The sequence below is a fragment of the Acidobacteriota bacterium genome (assembly GCA_020853395.1).
In the GTDB taxonomy this organism is placed as follows: domain Bacteria; phylum Acidobacteriota; class Vicinamibacteria; order Vicinamibacterales; family SCN-69-37; genus JADYYY01.
The window spans coordinates 41,567-64,293 of sequence record JADYYY010000016.1 but is presented as its reverse complement, the minus strand read 5'-3'; the positions used below and the strand labels follow the sequence as shown (position 1 = coordinate 64,293).

The window sequence follows — 22,727 nt, the reverse complement described above, 5'->3', positions numbered from 1 at the left end:
AATGGCCGACCGGGGCCGGATGGGTTGGCGAACCGGACCTCCGACGCACGCGCCACGGCCGCGTGCTTCACGGCTTCATGGGTGGACGTGCCATCTCCGCCCAGGCGTCCGTGCGAGCGCGTGGTTCAACATCAGCACGACGGTGAGGACGCCCAGGGCGCCGGCTTGATGCGCCGTGCCGAGCGAGACCGGCACCACGAAGAGCAGCGTGGTGATGCCGAGCGTGATCTGGATCGCGATCGCGGCCAGGAGCAGGTGGCCGAGCGCGCGCACCCGCGCGGTCAGCCCCGCCGCGCGCGTCGTCCACCACAGCCACGGGCCGGCGAGCACCAGCGTCCATGCGAACAGCCGGTGCGTGAACTGCACCGTGGCCATGTTGTAGAAGAAGTTCTGGTACCACGGGTCGAGCATGAACGCTTCGGGCGGCAGGACGTGGCCGTTCATCAGCGGGAACGTGTTGTAGGCGCGGCCGGCGCGGATGCCGGCGACGAACCCGCCCGAGACGATGAGCAGCGCCACGAGCGCGGTGACGGCCCAACTGCGCCAGCGTAGCCGCGCGCTGGCCGCCGGATCGGCGGGCGCCGGACCGGCCGGCAGGAGGTCGAGCGCCGTCCAGAGAATGGCCGCGTAGATCAGGACGGCCAGCGCGAGATGCGCGGTCAGCCGGAACTGGCTCACGCGCGGGTCGTCCACGAGGCCGCTGGCCACCATGTACCACCCCATCGCACCCTGCAGGCCGCCGAGCACGAAAATCCCCGCGAGCTTCCATGCCAGCGGCCGCTCGATCTGGCGGCGCACCACGAAGTAGAGGAACGGCAGGAAGAAGACGATCCCGATCAGCCGGCCGAGCAGCCGGTGGAAGTACTCGAGCCAGAAGATGCGCTTGAACCCCTCGACGTCCATGTCGTGGTTCACGAGCCGGTACTCGGGCGTGAGCTGGTACTTCTCGAACTGCTCCTGCCAGTCGGCGTCCGAAAGCGGCGGGATCGTGCCGACGAGCGGCTGCCACTCGACGATCGACAGCCCCGAGTGCGTCAACCGCGTCGCACCGCCCAGCACCACCATCGCGAACACGAGCGCCGCGCAGACGAACAACCACCGCGCCACCGATACCCGCCCATGCCCCGCAATCTCGCCCGCCCCCGCCCCCGACATCGCACGACTCACGGCCGGCATCGATTCGTCTTCTCCTCTTCTGCGATTCTATGCCTCGCTGCGATTCGATCGCCGGGCAGTCCGCCGCATTTCGGTCTTCCCTTTCCCCTTTTCCCTTCGTCCCTCTTTTCCCCTTTACCTTTGCCCTCTGCCCTCTGCCCTTTGCCCTTTGCCCTTCGTCGCGTCGTTAGAACCTCAGTGTATACACGAGCTTCGTCGCGAGCCGATTGTCGAGCGTCGAGAGCCGCCGGCGCTGACCGGGCGTCATGAGCTCGCGCCAGTTGTGCGTGTAGACGACGAACAGATCGTTGCCGGGACGACGGATCCAGCGGAAGCGCGCCTGCCAGCCCAGCTCGCCGCTCACGGTGTCGTACTGGACGTTGTTCGCCAGCGAGATCCAGGGGCTGAACTGGGTGTTGGCGGCCAGCCGGACCACGTCGGCCGTGAAGCTGCCTTCCGCCAGGTCGAGCACGCTCCGTTCGGCCTCGACGGCGAACGACACGCCGCGCCGCGGCCGGACGCCGATCTGCAGCGCGTAGTCGCGCCGGCGGCCCGAGAAGAACTCGCCCCACGTGACCTGCGGCGCGATCGACACCGGCCGTGAATCGGACGTCTCCGCCTCGATCTGGTAGCGCGTGAACCGGTACTCGGCGCCGGCCGGCAGCACGACGCCGTCCGAGATCTCGAAGTCCTCCTCGAGCCGCTCGTACTGCGGCGTGACGACGAACTGGTAGCGGCCGCCGTCGTGGGCGTTGACCTGGAGCACCGTCAGCTCCATCTCGCGCGTGAGCGCACGGTTGCGCGTGTCGTTCTGGACGTCCCAGTCGAGCGAGAGCTCGAGCCCGCGAATCCACGGGTGATCGGCGACGCGCGGCGCCCATTCCAGCTCCGGGTTGAACCGCCGGAATCCCCGGCGCTCGACGAAACCGAGGGCAGGACTGTAGCCGGCCTGCAGCTCGAGCGCCGAGAAGCTCGCCGTCCAGGGATCGTTCGGATACGCGACGCTGGCGCCGAAGCCGGCGCCGCCGCCGGGTGCATCCGGCCCGCCGGTGTCGAGGAAGAACGCGTTCACGTCGAGGTTCTTGTCGCCGCGGAACGTGGACGTCTGCAGGCCGACGTCGAGCCCGACGGTGTGGCGATCGACGTCGCCGGGCGCCCGCGACGACCGTCGCGTGTACAGCGCGCCGACGTACGACTGCTGGAACAAGCGGCGCCGCACGCGGAGCACCGAGAAGTCCTCCCCGACTCGATCGTCGCCGCCCGTGCGCACCTGGAGCAGCCCGACGTCGAACGCGCCGGCGCGGCCGGTGAGCTTCGCGCCGGCGTCGATTCGCTGCGGCTCACCGCGGTCGTCTCGCCCGATCCGGCGCGAGAAGAAGGGCATCACCGCGTCGCCAGACCCGCGGCCGAAGTCGAAGTAGCTCGAGCCTTCGAGGAAGAAGGCGCGCTTCTCGGGGAAGAACAGCGGGAAGCGCGTGAGGTTCACGCGCCGCTCGTCGACTTCCGTCTCGGCGAAGTCGGTGTTGAGGCTGAAGTTCAGACGGAGCGCCGGCGTGATGTTGTAGAAGGCGTCGAGCCCGGCGCCCCGGCCGCCCGTGGGATCGGGCCGGCCGCGGCCGGGCGCGCTCGACACGTTCGCGACGCCGTACGGCACGAGGTCGAGCCCCAGCCCCTGCGAGAGACCGCGGAATCCCACGACCCGTCCGGCGTTCACCATGCGCGTCAGCCCCTGGTTGAGCGCGTGACCGGTCCAGATGCTCTCCTCGTTCTTGCGCCGCACGGTGCGCCGGAAGTTGACGCCCCACTGCGTGAGCGCCGGGTCGAAGTTCAGCGTGCGAAACGGAATCTCCACCTCGGCCGCCCAGCCCGTGCCGGTCCGGCGCGCCCTGGCGATCCAGATGCCGTCCCACGATCGATTCACGGATCCGTCGCCGCCGTTTCCGCTGCCGGGCGAAAGAATCAGGCCGTCCGCCATCGCGCCGGCAGGGTTGATCTCGAAGTAGTAGCCGGTGCGGCCGTCGAGGAACGTGTCGATCGACCACGCGAAGCTGTCATCCGTGTCGAACTCTTCGTCGCGCTGCATCTGGTTGCTCAGCACGGCGTCGGGAGCGCTGTCGTGCAGATCGATCGCGAGCAGGAGCCGGTGATCGTCGTACAGGAGGCGCACGTCGGTGCGCTCCGACGCCGGCGCGCCGTTCACGGGCTCGCGCTGGAGGAAACCGGTCGCGGGAGCGACGCGTTGCCACGCCGGCTCGTCGCGAATGCCGTCGATCCGCACCGCCTCGCCCGGCGCGAGCCGCTCGGCCGCGACCGTGCGCACATCGGCGGCGGGCGGCTGCGCCGATGCAGGACTCGGAACGAAAAGGAGCGCGATCGCCAGCAGCAGCACGGCGCCGAACGTGGGGATGATCATGCTCCCTGTTCCATACGCCCTTCCGGCGGGGCGCGTTCCGGGGCGTGCGTGCGAAAACGCCTGCGACCGCACGCGCGGCGTCCCCCGCCGGCTTCAAGGCGGCGGCTGGTGGAGCATCCGCGAGGCGAGCGTCTACCGGCCCGCGCGGCTTCCGAGCGTGACCTCGAACGTCTTCGTCTCGCCGTCGCGGATGACTTTGACGGTCACGGTGTCGCCCGGCTTGTAGGCGCGCAGCGCGTCGGTCATGCCCTGGAGGTCGGGGACGTCGTGGGTGCCGATGCCGATCACGATGTCGCCCGCCTTGAGCGTGGCCTTGTCGGCGGGCGACCCGGCGGTCACGCCACTCAGCTTCACGCCGCGATCGACCGGCGTGAAGTCCGGCACGGTGCCGAGGTACGCGGCCGCCGTGCCGGAGCTGGCGCTCGAGGCCCGCGGCGGCTCGCCGGCCCCACGCCGCAGCGTCAGCGCCGGACGCCGGTTCGCGACGGAGGTCGCGATGTCGGCGACCATCGCCGTCACCTTCTCGAGGCCGGGCACGTCGATCTTGTCCCAGTCGTCGCTGGGCTTGTGGTAGTCGCCGTGCGTGTTCGTGAAGAGGTGCAGCACCGGGATGTCGGCCGTGTAGAAGGACGTGTGATCGCTCGGGCCGTAGCCCTCGCCGCGCACCGCGATCGGCAGGCCCGCGCGCGCCGCCGCCGGATCGACCAGCCCGCGCCACTCCTGTGCCGTGTCCACGCCGTACACGATCAGCGTGCCCTGGCCGAGGCGGCCCACCATGTCGAGGTTGATCATGCCGACGACCCGGCCGGCGCCGACGGTGAGGTGCTTCACGAAGTACGCCGAGCCGAGCAGCCCGGCCTCTTCGCCCGTGAACGCGATGAACAGGACGCTGCGCGCGGGCGCGGGGCCGGCGGTGAGACGCGCGGCCGCTGCGAGCATCGCCGCCACGCCGGAGGCGTTGTCGTCGGCGCCGTTGTGGATGGCCTTCTCGTTCGGCGCGAGCGAGCCCGCGCCGCCCTCGCCGAGATGGTCGTAGTGCGCGCCGATCACGACCCACTCGTTGCGCAGCGCCTCGTCCGATCCGCGCAGCGCGGCGATCACGTTGCGGCCCGTGCCGCCCGGCGCGTGCGGGTTCAGCGCCGAGGCGAGCGGCAGGCTCTGGAACCAGGTGCCCTGCTCGCCCGCGGGCGCGAGGCCCAGGCGGGCGAACTCGCTCGCGATGTACTCGGCCGCGCAACGCTCTCCATCCGTCCCCGCGCGCCGCCCGGCCAGGGCATCGTCCGCCAGGTAGCGCACGGCCGCGAGAGGACGGTCCACGCCCTTGGTGATCGCCGCGGGATCCGGGCAGGTCTGGGCGAACGCGGTGGACGAGGCGAACGCCAGCGAGGCGGCGAGCACGGCAAGGGGAGCGAGTCGGGTGGTCATGCTCTGAGCCTACGATGAAGCCGCGGCCGGAACAACGGCGCGGACAGAATGCGGACGAATCGGGACGGCGCGGCTATCTGAGGAAGTCGCCCATGACCTGCCCCGAGTAGCCCGTCATCTCGAGGTAGCCGCGCCCGGCGACGCGCCGGCCGCCAGACGTGCCGGCCACGTCGACGGCGCCTTCCCAATACGTGACGCCCGTCGATCGCTCGGTGCGCAGTTCCTGATCGTCGAGCGCGGCCGACACCGCCAAATCGAGCGCCGCCGCCGGCACGCGCACACGCCACTCCACGGGATAGGTCGCGCCGCTCGCCCGCGACGTCCATCGTCGTCCCGGCTCCAGCCGGAAGCCGCTGTCGAGGCGGACCGGCGTCGCCGCGCCGTCGGCATCGACGAGCGTGCCGCTCGATCGCGGATCGACGCCGCCGTCTTTCTGCCTCAGCTCGAACAGCATCAGCTCGCGCCCGTCGTCGAGCTGGATGGAGAACCAGTCCCAGCCGACCTGGGTTGGCTCGAGGAAGCTCGTGCCGAACTCGTGATCCATCCAACTTGTGCCCGTCACGGCGATCCGCCGGCCGCCGGCCACGATCGTGCCGCGCGTCGGCATGCGCGTGAGCGAGTAGTAGTGCGACGCGTTGCCGGGCGTCGATCCTTTCCGGCTGTAGCCGCGGTCGCCGTGAAGGACGGGGGGCTTGCCCGGTGCGAGCGTCAGATCGACGCCGAAGTCCGCGGTCGTCGCGGTCAGCCGGTGCGTGCCGTCGGGATCGAGCGTCGCCTGCCAGTCCTCGTTCCACACGCGATAACGGTCCGTCGCGGCGCCGGCCCACCCTGGCCCCGTGCGGTTCATGCGATCGGCGAACCGGTACTGCTTGCCGTCGACGTCCGACACCGCCAGGTGCGCCATGAAGAGATCGCGCACCGCCCAGCGCGACGGGTTCGCCGGCATCGGATCGACGCCGATGCGGAAGAAGGTCACCTGGTAGCCGAACCGCCGGCCGTCGGCCGCGTTCAGGTTCCCCGTGTAGTACCACCACTCGATCTTGAAGTCCGGATGGCTGGCGTGATCCCGCGGCAGCACGATCAGACGTCCGGGCGCGGCGTCTTTCCAGCCTGGCGACGGCGTGGCTCGACGCCGGGCCGGCCCCTGCGTCGCTGTCGTGGGGGATGGCGTTACGGCGGCGACGACGAGCGCGGCCGTCAGCGTGACCGTGACCGGAATCCAGCGCGCCATGCGTCCATTGTGCGGCCGATCATCGACGCGGCGCTCGCGCGGCCAGGCGCGGCGGCTAGTGAGCCCTGCCCAATATTTGTTCTTTGGCCATGACTGCCACATGGCCTCCGGGCAGTTCGAAGCAGTAGTGATCTCGATCCTCGGACACCGGCACGGTGACGAGGAATCCGTCGTCCATCTCGAACACGAGCGCGCTGGTTTCCTGGTGAGCTCGAATCGACTTCAAGTTGTGCGGCACTGCGAGACTCAGCCTGGGCAGAGTCCGCGCAATCAGCTCCAGCGTGATCCCGTCGACGGGCAGCACATCGTCCTCCTTCCAGCAGCGCCGTGTGTGCCTGAGTGGAGACATCGGGGCGCGCGATGCAGTCACGGGAAGTGTGCCCTACATCGCCCGCTCGTGCAGCGCCGCCAGCACGGGCGCCCAGGACGCGAGATCCCGCTGTGCGCCGAGGAGCGGATCGATGGGCACGAGCCAACCGGCATTCCCTGGCGGCGCCGCGGCGAGCGCCGCGCCAACGAGCCGCACCGCCGTGGCGACGTCACCGTGTGCAACGCGGAGCGCGGCTCGTGCGATGGCGACGTCGATCGACGCTGCCGGCTCGAGAGGTGCTGCCATGGCGTCGAGCGCGCCAGGCTTCGCGAGCAGCAGCCCGGCACGAGCCATCGGATGCCGAGGCAGGCGCACGATCGCCTGCTCGAACCCAGCGCGCGCGGCGGCCGCCTCGCCCTGGCGCAGCCTGCACGCGCCGATCGCGTACCACGCGTTCGCGCAGCACTCGCGTGCGTAGAGATGACCGCGCGACTCTCCCGCGAGCTCGCGTTCGAACGCGGCCACCGCATCGTCGTCTCGTCCGCGCACGGCGAGAAGGAGGCCGTTGAGCCAGTGGACCGCCACGGTCGAGCACCCCGCGGCGGCGCTCGATGGGCTGGTCATCGCCGCGAGCGCCGCGTCGATTTCCGATTCGGCCGCGGCGAGCGCGCCACGGCCGACGTAGACCGTGGCGACGAGCAGATGCGCCATCGGCAGGCGCGGACAGACCGAGAGCGTGCGCCGCCCGGCGCGCAGCCGCGCGTCGCCCCAACTGCCGTACGAGAGGCGCAGCAGGTGTCTCCAATTGTCGGGTTCGAGGTCGACGGCGAAGTGCAGGGCGGCGAGCGCATCGGCCGGCTGGCCCGCGCGGTCGAGCACGAAGCCGAGCGTCGCCCACGCCTCGCCGTACTTCGGGTCGAGCCGGCAGGCCTCGCGCGCGTGCGCCACCGCCAGGCGCAGCGCATCCGTGTCGGGTGCGGGCTCGGCACGCGTCGATTCGTAGAGCAGCACGCAGGCGTTGGCGAGGCCCACGTGGAACCGCGGATCGCGGCGGTCGCGCGTGAGCAGCCGTTCGAACGTCGACTTCGCCGTGGCGATCCTCGGCCGCTCGAGGGTCTCGAGCGCCGCGCGCCCCTCGAGGAGCGCACGATACGGCGCGAGCAGTGCGTCGACCTCAGCGTGCGGGCCGTCGGCGTCGGTGGGCACGACGGGCGCGACGAAACAGTACCCGCGGCCCGACACGGTACGGATGTAGCGGCGGTCGTCGTTCTCGTCGAGCCTGGCGCGCAACTGCGAGATCGCCTGCACCAGGCTGTTGTCGCCCACCGCAACGTCGCGCCACGCCGCTTTGGTGAGCAGGTCCTTGCTCAGCGTGACGCCTGGGTTGACGACGAGCGTGGCGAGCAGATCGAATTGGCGGGCTGGCAGATCGATCGCCATGTCGTCGCGGCGCAGCCGCCGCGACCGCACGTCGAGATGGAAGGGGCCGAAGCTGAAGCCGGTGCCGGCCGGCATGGCCGGTCATTGTAGTCTCGGGTGCCGTCAGCGTTCACGTGTGGTTATTGGTGGCGACAAGGAGTCGGAAACGAGAGCTCGTTGCCTCGGCTCCGGGAGGTCGCGATGGCCTGAGAGGCCCGATGCACGTTCAACGTGCGGGGGCCAGGCACGGCGGCCCGACCCCCGCCATCGTCAGCGCGTCCCGTCCAGCCACGTCTCGCCGGAGCGGGTTCGGTACCAACGGCACGTCATGACACCCGCCGCAACGGGTCATCCGTCGTGTGCGCCTGAGCCGGCGCGTCGTCACTCGCTTCAGCGGCCGGCATCGTCGCGACGATCGCCGGCGCCGCGTCCCCGCTGCCGGGTGTGGCACCTCCCTGTCCTTTGCCTTCGACGATCGTGCGGTCGCGCCGCCAGGCGGCGATGAGGACGGGATCGTGCCCCACGGTGTTGACCACCACGATGTCGAGCGTCCTGGCGGCCTTGGCCCCGAGGGTCAGCGCCGCCCTGATGCCCGCCTGGGCGGCCGCCGTCGTGGAACGTCCGGCACGCCGGTCTGCCAGCGCGGCGTCGAAGGCGTCGGCCGCCTCGCGAAGCTCGCTGGAGCAGGTGGGGGGCAGGCCGAGGCTGATGAACTGATCGTGATGGGCCTCGGCTTCGCTCAGGAAGGAACGGGCCGCGGTCAGGACCGCGACGTCGGCCTTCCTCACCGGCATCGGCAACGCGAGCGCGGTGCCGGCCGCCGTGCGAACGCCTTTCGACGTCCGCGCGATCGCGCGCATCCGATCGAGCATGGCGGCGCGCCTCGCCGCCTTGGATCGGCGGCTCTCCCGGCCAGCAGTGAGCCGTGCCGTGCTGTGCGCCTCGATCTGCTCGATGGCGCGCCCCACGTCGGCGAATGCCCGCTGGCCGGACAACGACTCCGGGAACAGCTCGCGGTGAGCGGTCCCGAAATCGCGGATTCTCAACAGCATTTCGTATCGGACTCGTTCGTGTCGGGTCATGGTGTTGCCTCCTTGCAGGCATCCTGGCAGGGGGACACACCCGAAGTCGTTCTGCCGATCCTGAAGATTTCTGAAACCGCTGAAAGTTTGGTGGATGGTGCCAGGACGTTTGCATCGGGCTTGGAGGCGGTTCGCATCACGCGCGGACCAGATTCGCCGCGCCGATCCGCCACATTGCGATCGACGGGAAGGGATGATGCTGGCGACCGCCAGCCATGATGCTCGAGGAAGGAGACGATGCGGTCGTGCGGAACAGACGATCGAGGCATCCGCTGCACCAGACTGGTGTGCGGAAGCGGAAGGTTTGCATCGCGGTTCGACGGATTGGGTCGGCATGCGCAACCTGTTTTGGTCGAGCCCCACAGCATGGATCTCCATCGCATCTACCCGTTTTGGCAGTCCGTAGTGAGCGGCAGGCCCTTTACATGTCATTGCATCGGCAGGACTTGTCGGCCGCGTGACGCGCGACGGTTTTCGACTCGTGACGCCCTGCATTCCTACAGCGGGGCGCGCGGCCGGCCGATAACCTCGCTCGGGCCCTCCCATGCGCAAGACCTACCTGGTCTGCTACGACATCTGCGACGACAAGCGGCTCGCGCGGGTGTACAAGACGATGCGCGGGTTCGGCGATCGGATCCAGTACTCGATCTTCGAGTGCCAGCTCGGCGGCATGGACCTCGCCCGCTGCCGCCATGCGCTCGGCGAGATCATCGACCACCGCAAAGATCAGGTGCTCTTCGTCGACCTCGGCCCTTCGGATGGTCGCGGCGATCGTGTGATCGCATCGCTCGGCAAGGCGTATTCACTCGTCGATGCGCCCTGCATCATCGCGGGATAGCGTGGTGGCCGCGCGCGAGTCCGGCGCGACGTCTCCTGCCGCCATGGCCGGCGAGGCTCCAGGCTCCCGTCCGCTTCCCGACTACCTGCCGGCACGGATGCTCAACGAGTTCGTCTATTGTCCACGGCTCTTCTACTACGAGTGGGTCGAAAGCGTGTTCGCCCACAACACCGACACCGTCGAAGGCTCGCTGCGGCACGGCACCGTGGATGTCGACACCGACACGCTGCCGCCGCCAGAAGAGGTCGCCGAAGGCGTCGCGGGCTCCGCGAGATCCGTGCAGCTCGCCTCCGACGACCTGCGTCTGATCGCGAAGCTCGATCTCGTGGACGTCGCCGCGGGCCGCGCGATACCGGTCGACTACAAGAAGGGCCGGCCGATGGACGCCGACGATGGGCCGGAGGCCTGGCCGGCGGATCGCATCCAGATCGCCGCGCAGGCCGTGATTCTCAGGGCCAACGGCTACGCCTGCGACGAAGGCGTCCTCTACTACGCGGCGACGAAGCAGCGCGTGCGCGTCCGCATCACGGACGAGGTGGCCGCCGACGTCCGGCGTCAGGTGGACGCGGCCCGCGCGCTCGCCGGCGCGGGCGTGATTCCGCCGCCGCTCCTCGACAGCCCGAAGTGCCCGCGCTGTTCGCTGGTCGGCATCTGCCTACCCGACGAAACCGCGGTGGCCAGGCTGCGGCCGGCCGAAGACGACACCGTGCAGCCCTGGCTGATCGAGCCGGCGCGGGCCGCAGCCGCTGATCTGCCGCCCGAAGTCCGCCGGCTCGTGCCTTCCCGTGACGACCTGCGCCCGCTCTACGTCGTCGGCCAGGGGTTCTCGATCGGCAAGGCTGGCGAGACGTTGCAGATCCGGGATCGGGATCGGAAGGTCGCGCAGGACGCGCGGCTGATCGACGTCAGCCAGGTGAACGTCTTCGGCAACGTCACCGTCAGCGCGCCGGCCGTGCACGCGTTGTGCGAGTCGGAGAAGCCGATCGCGTATTTCTCGGGTGGCGGATGGTTCTACGGCCTCACCCAGGGGCTCGGCATCCGCAATGCGTACCTGCGCGCGGAGCAGTTTCGCCGTGCCGATCAGCCCGTGTTCTGCCGGGCCGTCGCGAGCCGGATCACCGCGGCGAAGATCCGGAATCAGCGCACGCTGCTCCAGCGCAATCACGTCGAGCCGCCGAGGCCGGTGTTGGAGCGCATGAGGGCGCTTGCCGTCGCCGCCGAGCGCGCGCAGGGGCTGGACGAGCTGCTCGGCCTGGAGGGGACGGCGGCGCGCCTCTACTTCCAGCACTTCGGCGGCATGATCAAGGTGGGCAACGGCGGCGTCGAGCCGTTGCGATTCGAGCACCGGAACCGTCGTCCGCCGCGCGATCCGGTGAATGCGCTGCTCTCGCTGGCCTACAGCCTGCTCACCAAGGACCTCACGATCGTCTGCACGAGCGTCGGGCTCGATCCTTACTGGGGGTTCTTCCACCAGCCGCGCTTCGGCCGCGCGGCGCTCGCGCTCGACTTGATGGAGATGTTCCGCCCGCTCGTCGCCGACTCGGCGGTGCTGACGGCGCTCAACACCGGCATGGTGCAGGCGAACGACTTCGTGCGGGCCGGGCCTGCCGTGTCGCTGACGCCGGGGGGCCGGAAGGGGCTGCTGCGCGCGTACGAACAGCGGATGGACGCGCTTGTCACCCATCCCGTGTTCGACTACCGTGTCAGCTACCGCCGCGTGCTCGAAATCCAGGCTCGGCTCCTCGCGCGGTTCATCTGCGGGGAGATCGACCGGTATCCCACGTTCGAGACGCGGTGACGCGAGCGGCGAGGTGATCGCCAGACTGCGGCAACCGCTCGCGAGGGGTGAAGTTCTTTGGTGTCAGTCAGTTCCGGGGTGTTCGCAACCAGCGCGCGGTTCCTCGCGCGTGTCCCGCGGCGTGGCACTCGCGAATGGCCTTGCAGGTCGTTGAAAACGGTATACTTAGCCGGTCAGCCCTTTCCGCGGTTGATGAACCGCGGCCTCATTGAAGCGTTGGTGCTGTCGTAGACGAGTCCGTAGTTGGTGCCGACTTTCCGCGGTTGATGAACCGCGGCCTCATTGAAGCCGTGCAGGACGGCGGCTATCTCGACACGTGGCACGCTTTCCGCGGTTGATGAACCGCGGCCTCATTGAAGCGATTTACATCGCGAAGGTGCGGGGCGAGTTTCCCCAAGAGCTTTCCGCGGTTGATGAACCGCGGCCTCATTGAAGCGAGGACGCCCTCGACAGCCAGTCGGCGTTCGACGCCTTTCCGCGGTTGATGAACCGCGGCCTCATTGAAGCTCGCTGCGCGGCGACTGGCCGCTGAACGCCTTCGTCTTTCCGCGGTTGATGAACCGCGGCCTCATTGAAGCACTACGGCGAGGAGCGCCGGGGGATCGGATCGTCGGCTTTCCGCGGTTGATGAACCGCGGCCTCATTGAAGCTTGGCGAGCACCGACGACGGTCACACGTGGTATCTCTTTCCGCGGTTGATGAACCGCGGCCTCATTGAAGCACATCGCCCGCCCGCGACGCGCCGCCCGCGCGCTGCTTTCCGCGGTTGATGAACCGCGGCCTCATTGAAGCCAAGCGCGCGCCGATTTCAACCCGGCCACGATGAGCGCTTTCCGCGGTTGATGAACCGCGGCCTCATTGAAGCTTCACGCAGAACGCGATAGACGAGGTTCGGAGGTGGGGGCTTTCCGCGGTTGATGAACCGCGGCCTCATTGAAGCCAACGGTAAGTGATTGTAGGGAAAGGAGTTGCGTGTCCTTTCCGCGGTTGATGAACCGCGGCCTCATTGAAGCACCCCCTCGAGCTTCTGATCAATAGTTGTGCGTCACTTTCCGCGGTTGATGAACCGCGGCCTCATTGAAGCAACACTTTCCTTTCGCTGCGGCGAGGACCGGCGTGGGCTTTCCGCGGTTGATGAACCGCGGCCTCATTGAAGCATGGGACAGGACAAGGCCGGCCGGCCGTGCGTGTACTTTCCGCGGTTGATGAACCGCGGCCTCATTGAAGCACGGCGCCCTGCCGCGATCGCACGGCGTCGATCGCCTTTCCGCGGTTGATGAACCGCGGCCTCATTGAAGCCCGACTACCGCGCGGGAGTTAGCGGTGGATCAGTGCGGCCAACTTTCCGCGGTTGATGAACCGCGGCCTCATTGAAGCGTCGATGCGGTCGACTTCCGGGGGTTATGTGGCGATTCTTTCCGCGGTTGATGAACCGCGGCCTCATTGAAGCTCGAGCTGAGACGCAGGTAGTCGCTCCAGCTATTGACGTCTTTCCGCGGTTGATGAACCGCGGCCTCATTGAAGCGGCACGACAGCACCTTGCGCTCGGCGAGACCCCGGCTTTCCGCGGTTGATGACCCGCGGCCTCATTGAAGCGTCGAGATACCCCATCGCACAATCCTCCCTGCGCCCTTTCCGCGGTTGATGAACCGCGGCCTCATTGAAGCCACGAAGAGCAACTGGCCGAGAGCTACAAGACCCTCTTTCCGCGGTTGATGAACCGCGGCCTCATTGAAGCGCCGCAATCTCCGGGACATCGATGGTAAAGCCCGCATCCCTTTCCGCGGTTGATGAACCGCGGCCTCATTGAAGCCCGACGCGGACGATGCCGGGCTCGTGACGATCCAGGACTGCTTTCCGCGGTTGATGAACCGCGGCCTCATTGAAGCCGGACGCGGACGGCGAAAAGATCATCACCCAGACCGCTTTCCGCGGTTGATGAACCGCGGCCTCATTGAAGCGCGCGCACGGGGACGGACGCGACCATTGACGAGATCCTTTCCGCGGTTGATGAACCGCGGCCTCATTGAAGCGCCACGTTCGCCGACTGGTACCGGACCCATCGCACGCTTTCCGCGGTTGATGAACCGCGGCCTCATTGAAGCAGCACTTCGCCGAGCAGGTCGTAGCGCCGCCCGATCTTTCCGCGGTTGATGAACCGCGGCCTCATTGAAGCGCCAGCTATCTGATGGGCACCGGCGCTGCGGTGGGCTTTCCGCGGTTGATGCACCGCGGCCTCATTGAAGCTGCGCGTCGGCATCCCAGGGGACGATCGCGCCCGCCGCCTTTCCGCGGTTGATGAACCGCGGCCTCATTGAAGCGAGTACGTCCGGTAGCCGAGCAGCCGGCAGAGATCCGCCTTTCCGCGGTTGATGAACCGCGGCCTCATTGAAGCGAAGGGGACGGCATCGCGTTCCCGGGCAAGGCGCACGACCTTTCCGCGGTTGATGAACCGCGGCCTCATTGAAGCTAGCGAGGCATCAGGCGCCAGGCGCAGCATCGTCATGGCTTTCCGCGGTTGATGAACCGCGGCCTCATTGAAGCCGGGCAATCCAGTCGTCCTCCCATCCGCCGATCAGCTTTCCGCGGTTGATGAACCGCGGCCTCATTGAAGCTGGCACGCGGTCCGTGGGAATTGGGCCCACCTCGACTTTCCGCGGTTGATGAACCGCGGCCTCATTGAAGCGCGATCGGTGGAACGCGGCGCTGATTGTGGCCCGCGTCTTTCCGCGGTTGATGAACCGCGGCCTCATTGAAGCTAGCAGGGGTGGATCACCGGAGGTGACGGCGACGCTCTTTCTGCGGTTGATGAACCGCGGCCTCATTGAAGCAATCGGGCGGCGTATGCGCTACTGATGGAACGTCGACTTTCCGCGGTTGATGAACCGCGGCCTCATTGAAGCTCCGGCAGCGCCGGCCGCAGAAACGCGAACGCCTCCTTTCCGCGGTTGATGAACCGCGGCCTCATTGAAGCTACGGCAACGCGCAGACCTGGGTCACCGAGACGTTCCTTTCCGCGGTTGATGAACCGCGGCCTCATTGAAGCAAGATCGTGGGTCACGTGCGACAGTTTCGGGCGACCTTTCCGCGGTTGATGAACCGCGGCCTCATTGAAGCCCGAGTGTGCTGGTGATCTTCCGTGGAGATCGGACCTTTCCGCGGTTGATGAACCGCGGCCTCATTGAAGCGAACTGGCTGATCTCTTTCGCCGTCGTGCCGCCGCCTTTCCGCGGTTGATGAACCGCGGCCTCATTGAAGCGGGTGCCTGATCGAGGATCTGTTTCCGTCGAAAGCCCTTTCCGCGGTTGATGAACCGCGGCCTCATTGAAGCAAGTGGCCCCGCGTGGACTTGGGGCACGGGCAGGTCGCTTTCCGCGGTTGATGAACCGCGGCCTCATTGAAGCAAGATCGGCGCGACGCTCTCGGGCGGCTCCACCGGCTTTCCGCGGTTGATGAACCGCGGCCTCATTGAAGCTGGGTCGTGTGCTGGGCCTCGTACCAGTCGGCGAAGCTTTCCGCGGTCGATGAACCGCGGCCTCATTGAAGCTCGAGATCGGCGAGGAGCGCCGTGCCGTCCGTCGCCTTTCCGCGGTTGATGAACCGCGGCCTCATTGAAGCGCCGGCACATTGGCGGCGCGTGAGGGGCGGGAGGTGCTTTCCGCGGTTGATGAACCGCGGCCTCATTGAAGCCACTGGTGCCGGATCTTGAGCCGGAAGGACCGTTCCTTTCCGCGGTTGATGAACCGCGGCCTCATTGAAGCGGCACCATTGACGTCTCCCCCGATCTGAGTAGCGTTTCGGTTTAGAGTCCGGCCTAGCGAAAGGTCGGGCGATGAAGAAGCGGTTCACGGAAGCGCAGATCGTGGGCTTCCTGCGGGAGGCCGATGCGGGGCTGCCGGTGAAGGACCTGTGCCGGACGCACGGGTTCTCGGAGGGCAGCTACTACCTCTGGCGGAGCAAGTTCGGCGGCATGAGCGTCTCCGACGCCAAGCGCCTGAAGGAGCTCGAGATCGAAAACGGCCGGCTGAAGAAGCTGCTCGCGGACGCCCTGTTGAAAAACGAGGTGACCCGTGAGGTGCTGCGAAAAAAGTGGTGACCGCACCGGCTCGACGCGAGGTGGTGCGGACGATGGTGGCCCGCGGACTCCGCGAGCGGCACGCGCTGCGCGTCGTGCACATGAGTGCGGCGGCGCTCCGCTACGTGCCGCGGCCCGACCCCGACCCCAGCGTGCTCGGCCGCATCGTCGCGTTGGCGCACCGCCACCGCCGGTATGGCGCCGGGATGATCTACCTGAAGCTGCGGCAGGAGGGCCGCCTGGTCAATCACAAGCGCGTGGAGCGCCTCTACGCGGAGGCGCGGCTGCAGGTGCGACGTCGGCGTCGGAAGAAGGTCCCGCTCGCCGATCGGCAGCCGCTGGCCAGGCCCCAAGCCCCGAACGAGGTCTGGTCAGCCGACTTCGTCTTCGACCGGACCGCTGAGGGCCGCGTGCTGAAGGGCCTGACGATCGTCGACGACGCGACCACGGAAGCGATCGCGGTGGTGCCGGCGCGGGCGCTGGGTGGTGGATCGGTCACCCGCGTGCTCGAGACGCTGGCCATCACCCGCGGCCTCCCGCAGGTGCTGCGGACGGACAACGGCCCGGAGTTCTGCGGGCGCACCTTGCTGACCTGGGCGCCCACGCGCGGCGTCACGCTGAAGCTGATCGATCCGGGCAAGCCCACGCAGAACGCCTACATCGAATCGTTCAACGGGCGCTTCCGCGACGAGTGCCTCAACGAGCACTGGTTTGCCAGCGTGGCCCATGCGCAGGCCGTCATCGAGACCTGGCGACGGGAATACGACGAAGAGCGGCCGAAGAAGGGACTGGGCGGGCTCACACCCGCCGCCTATGCGCGGCAGTTGACGGCGGCGACGAACGCGGCGAAAGTAACCGCCGGACTCTAGACAATTCCGCTACTCAAGGCGGGGTGACGTCAGTTCTCCCGAGATAAGTGATGGCGCAGCAGGCAATCGACTTTCGTGCGTTCGTCAAGGCAGCCGCGGGCTTCGCGCCAATGGACTGGCAGTGCCGGCTCGCTTGCGGCGCGGAGGCCGACTTGACGAGGCCCGAAACGCTGCAGAAGGGGAACGCGTGCGCGTCCCGTCTCATCAACATTCCTACGGGCTGTGGTAAGACCGCCGGTGTAGTCTTCGCCTGGTTATGGAACCGCGTCGTGCTCCAGAACGCGGCTTGGCCTCGGCGTCTCGTGTACTGCCTCCCGATGCGTACGCTCGTCGAGCAGGTCGAAAGGAAGGATGTTCTGCTCTGGCTGCTGCGTCTGGCGCTGGCTGCATCGAGCGACGACACCCCGGAACGAGCCAAGGTGAACGAACGGATCGCTCAGCTCTCCGGCGAGGATGCGAAACGGGTTCGCACATCGCTCCAGGACGGTACGCGGCAGGTCCCAATTGAAGCGTTTCTGGTTACCCGCCTTTCACCCTCGTCACGGCTTCTGGCCTGGCTGGCAGAGCATTCGCCCATCGTCCTGATGGGCGGTGAGGATCTCGATGCGCGCCGGCGTAGTTGGGATCTCTACCCTGAGAGGCCGGCCGTCATCATTGGCACGCAGGACATGCTCCTTTCTCGTGCGCTGAATCGTGGCTACGGCATGAGCCGTTACCGATGGCCCATGCATTTCGGCCTGCTCAACGCGGACTGCCTGTGGGTGCTGGACGAAGTGCAGGTCATGAGCAGTGGGTTAACCACGAGCCTTCAGCTTCAGGCGTGGCGAGAGCAACTAGCGTTGCAGCGCTCCGACTGCGGCGAGCAGTCAGAGAAAACTTGTGCGACGCTGGTGCCAGCGTACTCGTGGTGGATGAGCGCCACCTCCGCGGAACATTGGTTCAAGAAGTCAGTGGCGATGCGGAGCTGCGTCGAGGCGCTCTGGAAAGACCGGCTGACGCTGGATCGGCAGAAGGAGTCCGCAGAACTCTTTACCATCCCCAAGACCCTCCATCGCGCTCCCATAGACTTGCGTGCTTCGGCTGGTGAGAACAAAGAGCCGGTTTGGGCAGAGTACGCGAACGCGGTCGCCACACACCTGGCGGACTCGCGAAATCGGACCGGCAAGCGGTTGGCCGGCGATATCGAAGAAACCGAAGATCTGTTGACACTCGTGATCTGCAACACGGTCGAGCGGGCCGTTGCGGTTTATCGGGCCCTGAAGGCACTCAGGAAAGGCACATCGCAGCATGTTCTCTTTGACGATGACCACCTCCTCTTGCTCCATTCGCGGTTCCGAGGCCATGAACGCGCCAACTGGCCAGACAAGCTCAAAGCATTCGAGAAAGGAGAGGGGCGCCATTCCGGCCCCCGGATCATCGTCGCCACTCAGGTTATCGAGGCGGGCGTCGACATCTCGGCTTCAGTGCTGTACACGGAACTGTGTCCCCTGGCGTCCTTGATCCAGCGCCTGGGTCGATGCGCGCGTCGCGCTGGCGAATCGGGGCAAGCGTTCTGGATCGATTTCAGCGCGTTCGAAAAGCTCCGCGAAGCGACCTCGCCCGGACAGGATGCCGCGGCGCGCCCTTATGAGGCTCTGGACATCAAGGCCTGTCGCGATGTGCTGATCGAAGCAGAAGGTAGGCGCCCGCCCGTCTGGCCACCGCCACGTGCAGGACGACGGAGCCTTCGCATGCCTAACCGGTCGCGCCGATCTCGCTGGCGAAGCAGCGCTGTCCGGCCGCCTGGCACTGCGAACGCGATTGACGTATCACTTGGCCAAATCGTGGTCGCCCTGATCGGCCGCTCGGATCTGGGCGATTCACCGGAGGTTCGAACAGCGTTTCCCTTCGATCCTCGACTCGTCCCTCAGACGCGGGATCTCTTCAATCTATTCGACACGACGCCAGACCTCTCGGGGGCCGACATTGACGTCGCGCCGTTCATGCGCGACGGCGAGGACCTCGATGTGCTCGTCTTCTGGCGCGACGATGATTCCGGGTTGGGCGCGACGGAAATGTGGAAGAGCGGTCCCCGCGCTGGTTGTCCGTTCAAGAAGCTTCTGCCGACACGCGACGAGCTGTGCCCGGTCGCATCGTGGCGTTTTCGCGCCTTCTTTGACGAGTTGAAGAAGAAAGGTGAAGACCGGATTTGGATGCGGGACTGGCGGAAGGGTTGGATCGGGTTGAAGAATCCCAACCGCATCTATCCCGGCCAGCTATTTCTTCTCCACAGGGACGCAGGCGGATATGACTCAGTTGAGGGGTGGAACGGAGACACGGCATCGATACCGGAGCCGTGTCAACGATCGAGTGTCGCCCAATCGAACGACGAGGACGGAGGTGTCGACGACGACGAGAATGCCATCGCGGCCTGGCGGAGCATTCATGAGCACAGCATCGACGTGGCCCGGGAACTCGCTGTCATTCTGGGCGATGCTGAGATCGGCGCCGCCTTGGCAACGGCGGACCTCGTTAAGCCCCTCGGCTTCGTGCCACCATGGCACGACGTGGGCAAGGCCCAGTCACAATTCCCGGCAAAGCTGAAGCACGAGGCGCGCGAGCAATGGGCCATGTTGCAAAAAGGAGATCACCCCGCGAAGGCTCCTCAGGCGGCGTGGAAGTCGTTCTTTCGTGACGAGGAAGACACCGGGGAAGCTGACCGTGCCTTCGTGAGGCGCCGAGGCTTTCGCCACGAGCTTGCCAGCGCGCTTGCTCTGCTCGAAACGTTGCGCCTGGCCTGTCGTGATCATGCGGCATTGGCGCTCGACGACGAGTTGCGAAGGGCTCTCGACCCCGTCGATGTCCCGTTCGCCATCAACCACGAGGCCAGGAGTGCGCTCGGCCCCATCGCGAACCTGGATCGACTGAGGTTCAATCTGTTGCTCTATCTTGTGGTTTGCCACCACGGCAAGATCCGGCTCGGCCTGCGATCGACCGAAGACGATTACGACCCTGGCCAGCGCGATCCGATCCCTCGAAGGGTGAATGACAAGCCGATTCGCCGCTGTCAAGGAGTCCAGGATGGAGACGACGTTCGCGCCTGTCGAGTGCCGTCGCCGGATACACCGACCGATTTGGCTCAAGCGGTGATGACGCCTGCCCTAGTGCTATCGCTCGACTCCATGGAGCTGTGCTCAGCGCGCTATGGCGCCTCGTGGGCCGCTCGAACCCGAGAACTGCTCGAGACCTATGGACCGTTTTGCATTGGGTACCTTGAAGCATTGGTTCGGGCAGCTGACGAGCGTGCGTCGGCCGCTGCAGGCAGCATCCTGGCGACAGGTCTGCGGGACGCTTGATCATGGCGACGCTGCAACTCCACGGATGCGCCCCCGAACCGCTTGGCGACTACCTGAAGGCACTGGGCGTCTTCCGACTTGTCTCCGAACAGATTTCGGCTGAGGTGCGTTGCTGGTGGAAGCACGGCGTCTTTCACTTGTGGCTCCCCGACAACGCCAGCTTCCGCATCCCGGCGGGTGAGGCCGGCTCGTCCTGTCCCGTTCCATGGGACGAAGCAGCACGGCGAGCGTGGCTCGAGACATTCCTACTCGAAGCCTGCGAGTTCAGTCCCTTCCTCGCTCCATGGCAGAAGAACACAGCCGTTTTGCCATACGACAGACAGAAGAAGGCTGCGAAGAAGGCCAAGGCGGGCGAACAGGGCAAGAAGACCATCGACCGAGATAGGGCGGCTCAAAGAGCGTTATCTGCCGTTCTTCAACACTCCGGGCCGGGCACAAGCGCATATCGATCGGCGATTCGAGATTTCGCTCACGAATTCAGTCTCACGGTCTCGAGTGACATGACCAAATGGGTCGACGAGCTGAAGGGCATCGACGATCCACCGTTGTTCGAGGCTTTGAATACCGAAAGCGAACAGGGCCGCAATATCGGGCGAAAGAGCGCAGCTCAGGCTCGACTCATCGAACGCACGCGCAATGCGAGCGACGATCGTCGTGTCACGACGTGGCTGGACACCGTCGGTCACCCCAAAATCTCGACCAACCGTTTCCGCAAGGAGCGCCAATGGTTCTCCTTACTCGGCGACGGAGCGGCGGAGGGCAGCGGCGGAATGATCATGCGGTTGTATACCGCGCTCGCAGACGTCCTGTCCCGCAGGTCGGCTGATGCGCGCCAGTGGCTGGCCACAGCACTCTGGGGCGTCCCTGGAAATGGCAATCTATCCTACGCCTACTCGATCGGACTCTTCTACCCGTCCCGGAAAGAGACTCCCAACAGCGGACAGGGCTTTGAAAGCGGTTGCCGGGGTGCCGCATGGGATGTGGTTCTTCTTTTTGAAGGTGTTCTGCTCTTCGCTGGTAGCATGGCTCGGCGGATGAATGCCCGCAAGGCAACGCCCGCCTTCCCGTTCTATTGCGCATCTTCATTGGGTGGCAACCCAGCAGCCGGCGCGACGGAGATCGAGGGGTCTCCAAAGGGAATCTCTTCCGGGGAGGCCTGGTGTCCTGTCTGGAACCAGCCGGCGACCCTGCGCGACCTCACAGCTCTGTTCTCGGAGGGGCGAATACAGGTGAGCGGGCACGATGCGCGACTCGCTACACAGTTTGTGCGTGCCCTTGGCCGCCATGGTTGCGATCGGGGCATCGCGGCGTTCCAGCGGTACGGTCTGCTACGACGAAGCGGCTCCTTCGGCAAAAAGGATCAGACCTCCACGCTCGCCGTGCCGCTCGGTTTGTACGGCGTCTCGCCCGACTCTGACCTCGAACTGTTGAACGATGTCCTCGACTACGAAGAGGGTGTACTCGATGCGTCCGGCAGGTGGGCTATTGTCAATAGTGATTCCCAGCCGCGCAGAATTGTCGCGGCCCGTCGGCGCCTGGAGGAGGCCATCTTCGACGCATCCCGGGTAGGACTGCAGTCGCACAGGGCGGAGGACGCCGAGCTGACGACCGATTTGCCTGTACGCCTGATGAAGGTCGCGGTCGCGGTCGCGGCGCTAGAGTGCGAGTGCGCGATCACTGATGGTCGAATTCACGATCGCGAAGGCAAGATGCCTGACAGAAAGGACGGCCCAAACGTTCCGTGTGCGCCTTCCTTGTCCTACGATTGGCTCCGCTTGAAACACGTGGCCCCGTCGAATCCCCCGAAGCTTGCGGATTTGTGGGACGACGGTACAACCGAATGGCGCCTGGCGCGCGCAGTCGGTACGATTTGCGCTTGGGGCAAGAGATCGGAGCACTCACGACGGCCCGAGGCGAGTGCCGTGGGACCAATTCGGGAAAACCTCGTTCGGGCTGTCCGCGCAGAGCAGGGAGCGTCTTGGAAGTGGGAGCCCGAGAGTGGACGTGCCGTCTGGTTACGGGGGCACGACATTCTCATCAACTGTGCATCGGTGCTGCAACGCCGGCTGATTGATGCTCACGCAGGCTCCGGCAAGGGCTTGCCCCTTTTTTCTCCTTACGGCGCTGGGCCGAGCGAGTTGCTGGCGCTGTGGCAAGGTGAGATGGACGACGGCCGTCTCGGCGAGCTGCTCCACGCCTTCGCACTGATTCGTCCGTGGCGACCGATCAAGGTCACGACGCCAGGAGTCGTTGGCGACGTGGTCTTCAAAGACGGAAACAGCAACTCGGACAATACGGCTTTCCATGCCGACAGTGACGACCAAGCCGACATGACCAGCGCTTGGCTCGCTCGGTTGGACGCTGCGGCGCAACTGCCACGCGCATACGCGCTGCTGAAACTGTGCTTCCTTGGCGGGCGACTGCCGCCGAGGCCTGGTCAGGCACGCAACGGGGCCGAGCCGCATGCGCCCGGTAACCTTCACATCCTGGATCTGCTGATGGCCGGACGTGGGGAAGAAGCGTGCACCGCCGCCGCCCGCCGCCTGCACGAGGTCGGCTATCCCCCGCTGTTCGCGACGAGCCGGAGCTTCTCCGCCGGGTTCGTGCTTTCAACAGCGGACTGTTGTCGTCTGGCGGGGCTGCTTCTCGTGCCGATTACGTTCGCGGCGGATCTCGCAAGGCTGATCATCAGACCAACCCGAGAGGATAATGATGACCGCTCAACAATCGCCGAACACGCAACCGTCTGAACCGATCACTCCTGCCACCTTGCGTCA

General features: G+C 66.5%; 12 protein-coding genes and 1 CRISPR repeat array. Of the genes, 5 read left to right on the top strand and 7 right to left on the bottom strand.

The window, feature by feature from the left end; all coding sequences use genetic code 11:
* Window positions 1-75: 75 nt before the first annotated feature.
* From IT184_15085 to IT184_15055, 7 genes are all read right to left on the bottom strand, one after another.
* Complete coding sequence (locus IT184_15085; protein ID MCC7010129.1) at window positions 76-1,155, bottom strand: COX15/CtaA family protein; 1,080 nt, start codon at window positions 1,153-1,155, stop codon at window positions 76-78.
* A gap of 187 nt (window positions 1,156-1,342) precedes the next feature.
* Window positions 1,343-3,568: a carbohydrate binding family 9 domain-containing protein gene (locus tag IT184_15080; GenBank protein MCC7010128.1), complete on the bottom strand. Its 2,226-nt coding sequence runs from the start codon at window positions 3,566-3,568 to the stop codon at window positions 1,343-1,345.
* Between the two features lie 132 nt (window positions 3,569-3,700).
* On the bottom strand, window positions 3,701-4,993 hold the full coding sequence (locus IT184_15075) for a M20/M25/M40 family metallo-hydrolase (GenBank protein ID MCC7010127.1): 1,293 nt from the start codon (window positions 4,991-4,993) through the stop codon (window positions 3,701-3,703).
* A gap of 73 nt (window positions 4,994-5,066) precedes the next feature.
* On the bottom strand, window positions 5,067-6,224 hold the full coding sequence (locus IT184_15070) for a carotenoid 1,2-hydratase (protein MCC7010126.1): 1,158 nt from the start codon (window positions 6,222-6,224) through the stop codon (window positions 5,067-5,069).
* 55 nt (window positions 6,225-6,279) lie between these two features.
* Window positions 6,280-6,528 carry a hypothetical protein gene (locus tag IT184_15065; protein MCC7010125.1) on the bottom strand — a complete coding sequence of 83 codons (249 nt, stop codon included), beginning with the start codon at window positions 6,526-6,528 and terminating at the stop codon, window positions 6,280-6,282.
* Window positions 6,529-6,606: 78 nt separating this feature from the next.
* Window positions 6,607-8,049: a winged helix-turn-helix domain-containing protein gene (locus tag IT184_15060; protein MCC7010124.1), complete on the bottom strand. Its 1,443-nt coding sequence runs from the start codon at window positions 8,047-8,049 to the stop codon at window positions 6,607-6,609.
* Between the two features lie 230 nt (window positions 8,050-8,279).
* On the bottom strand, window positions 8,280-9,413 hold the full coding sequence (locus IT184_15055) for a hypothetical protein (protein MCC7010123.1): 1,134 nt from the start codon (window positions 9,411-9,413) through the stop codon (window positions 8,280-8,282).
* Window positions 9,414-9,579: 166 nt separating this feature from the next.
* Here IT184_15055 and cas2 point away from each other — a divergent pair, with 166 nt between their 5' ends.
* The 5 genes from cas2 (at window position 9,580) to csx17 (ending at window position 22,700) form a co-directional block, all read left to right on the top strand.
* Entirely contained in the window at window positions 9,580-9,873 is a 294-nt protein-coding gene (cas2, locus tag IT184_15050; GenBank protein MCC7010122.1) for a CRISPR-associated endonuclease Cas2, read from the top strand.
* 97 nt (window positions 9,874-9,970) lie between these two features.
* Window positions 9,971-11,671 (top strand): CRISPR-associated endonuclease Cas1, encoded by a 1,701-nt coding sequence (gene cas1 / locus IT184_15045; GenBank protein ID MCC7010121.1) that lies wholly within the window; start codon window positions 9,971-9,973, stop codon window positions 11,669-11,671.
* A 179-nt stretch (window positions 11,672-11,850) separates the two neighbouring features.
* A CRISPR array of direct repeats spans window positions 11,851-15,432; the repeat unit is 36 nt; unit sequence CTTTCCGCGGTTGATGAACCGCGGCCTCATTGAAGC.
* Between the two features lie 71 nt (window positions 15,433-15,503).
* Window positions 15,504-16,615, top strand: a protein-coding gene (locus IT184_15040; GenBank protein MCC7010120.1) for an IS3 family transposase whose coding sequence is annotated in 2 segments (ribosomal slippage) — window positions 15,504-15,762 and window positions 15,762-16,615 — 1,113 coding nt in all. Because the reading frame shifts where the segments join, the coding sequence is not laid out codon by codon here.
* A gap of 50 nt (window positions 16,616-16,665) precedes the next feature.
* Window positions 16,666-19,950, top strand: a complete 3,285-nt coding sequence (locus IT184_15035; GenBank protein ID MCC7010119.1) for a hypothetical protein — start codon at window positions 16,666-16,668, stop codon at window positions 19,948-19,950.
* A 2-nt stretch (window positions 19,951-19,952) separates the two neighbouring features.
* Window positions 19,953-22,700, top strand: coding sequence for a type I-U CRISPR-associated protein Csx17 (csx17, locus tag IT184_15030; protein MCC7010118.1), 2,748 nt, complete (start codon window positions 19,953-19,955; stop codon window positions 22,698-22,700).
* Window positions 22,701-22,727: the final 27 nt, after the last annotated feature.

Coding starts and splice junctions, on each gene's coding strand:
- IT184_15085 (MCC7010129.1), bottom strand. CDS start 1,155: ATGTCGGGGGCGGGGGCGGGCGAGATTGCGGGGCATGGGCGGGTATCG.
- IT184_15080 (MCC7010128.1), bottom strand. CDS start 3,568: ATGATCATCCCCACGTTCGGCGCCGTGCTGCTGCTGGCGATCGCGCTC.
- IT184_15075 (MCC7010127.1), bottom strand. CDS start 4,993: ATGACCACCCGACTCGCTCCCCTTGCCGTGCTCGCCGCCTCGCTGGCG.
- IT184_15070 (MCC7010126.1), bottom strand. CDS start 6,224: ATGGCGCGCTGGATTCCGGTCACGGTCACGCTGACGGCCGCGCTCGTC.
- IT184_15060 (MCC7010124.1), bottom strand. CDS start 8,049: ATGCCGGCCGGCACCGGCTTCAGCTTCGGCCCCTTCCATCTCGACGTG.
- IT184_15055 (MCC7010123.1), bottom strand. CDS start 9,413: ATGGAGATCCATGCTGTGGGGCTCGACCAAAACAGGTTGCGCATGCCG.
- cas2 (MCC7010122.1), top strand. CDS start 9,580: ATGCGCAAGACCTACCTGGTCTGCTACGACATCTGCGACGACAAGCGG.
- cas1 (MCC7010121.1), top strand. CDS start 9,971: ATGCTCAACGAGTTCGTCTATTGTCCACGGCTCTTCTACTACGAGTGG.
- IT184_15035 (MCC7010119.1), top strand. CDS start 16,666: ATGGCGCAGCAGGCAATCGACTTTCGTGCGTTCGTCAAGGCAGCCGCG.
- csx17 (MCC7010118.1), top strand. CDS start 19,953: ATGGCGACGCTGCAACTCCACGGATGCGCCCCCGAACCGCTTGGCGAC.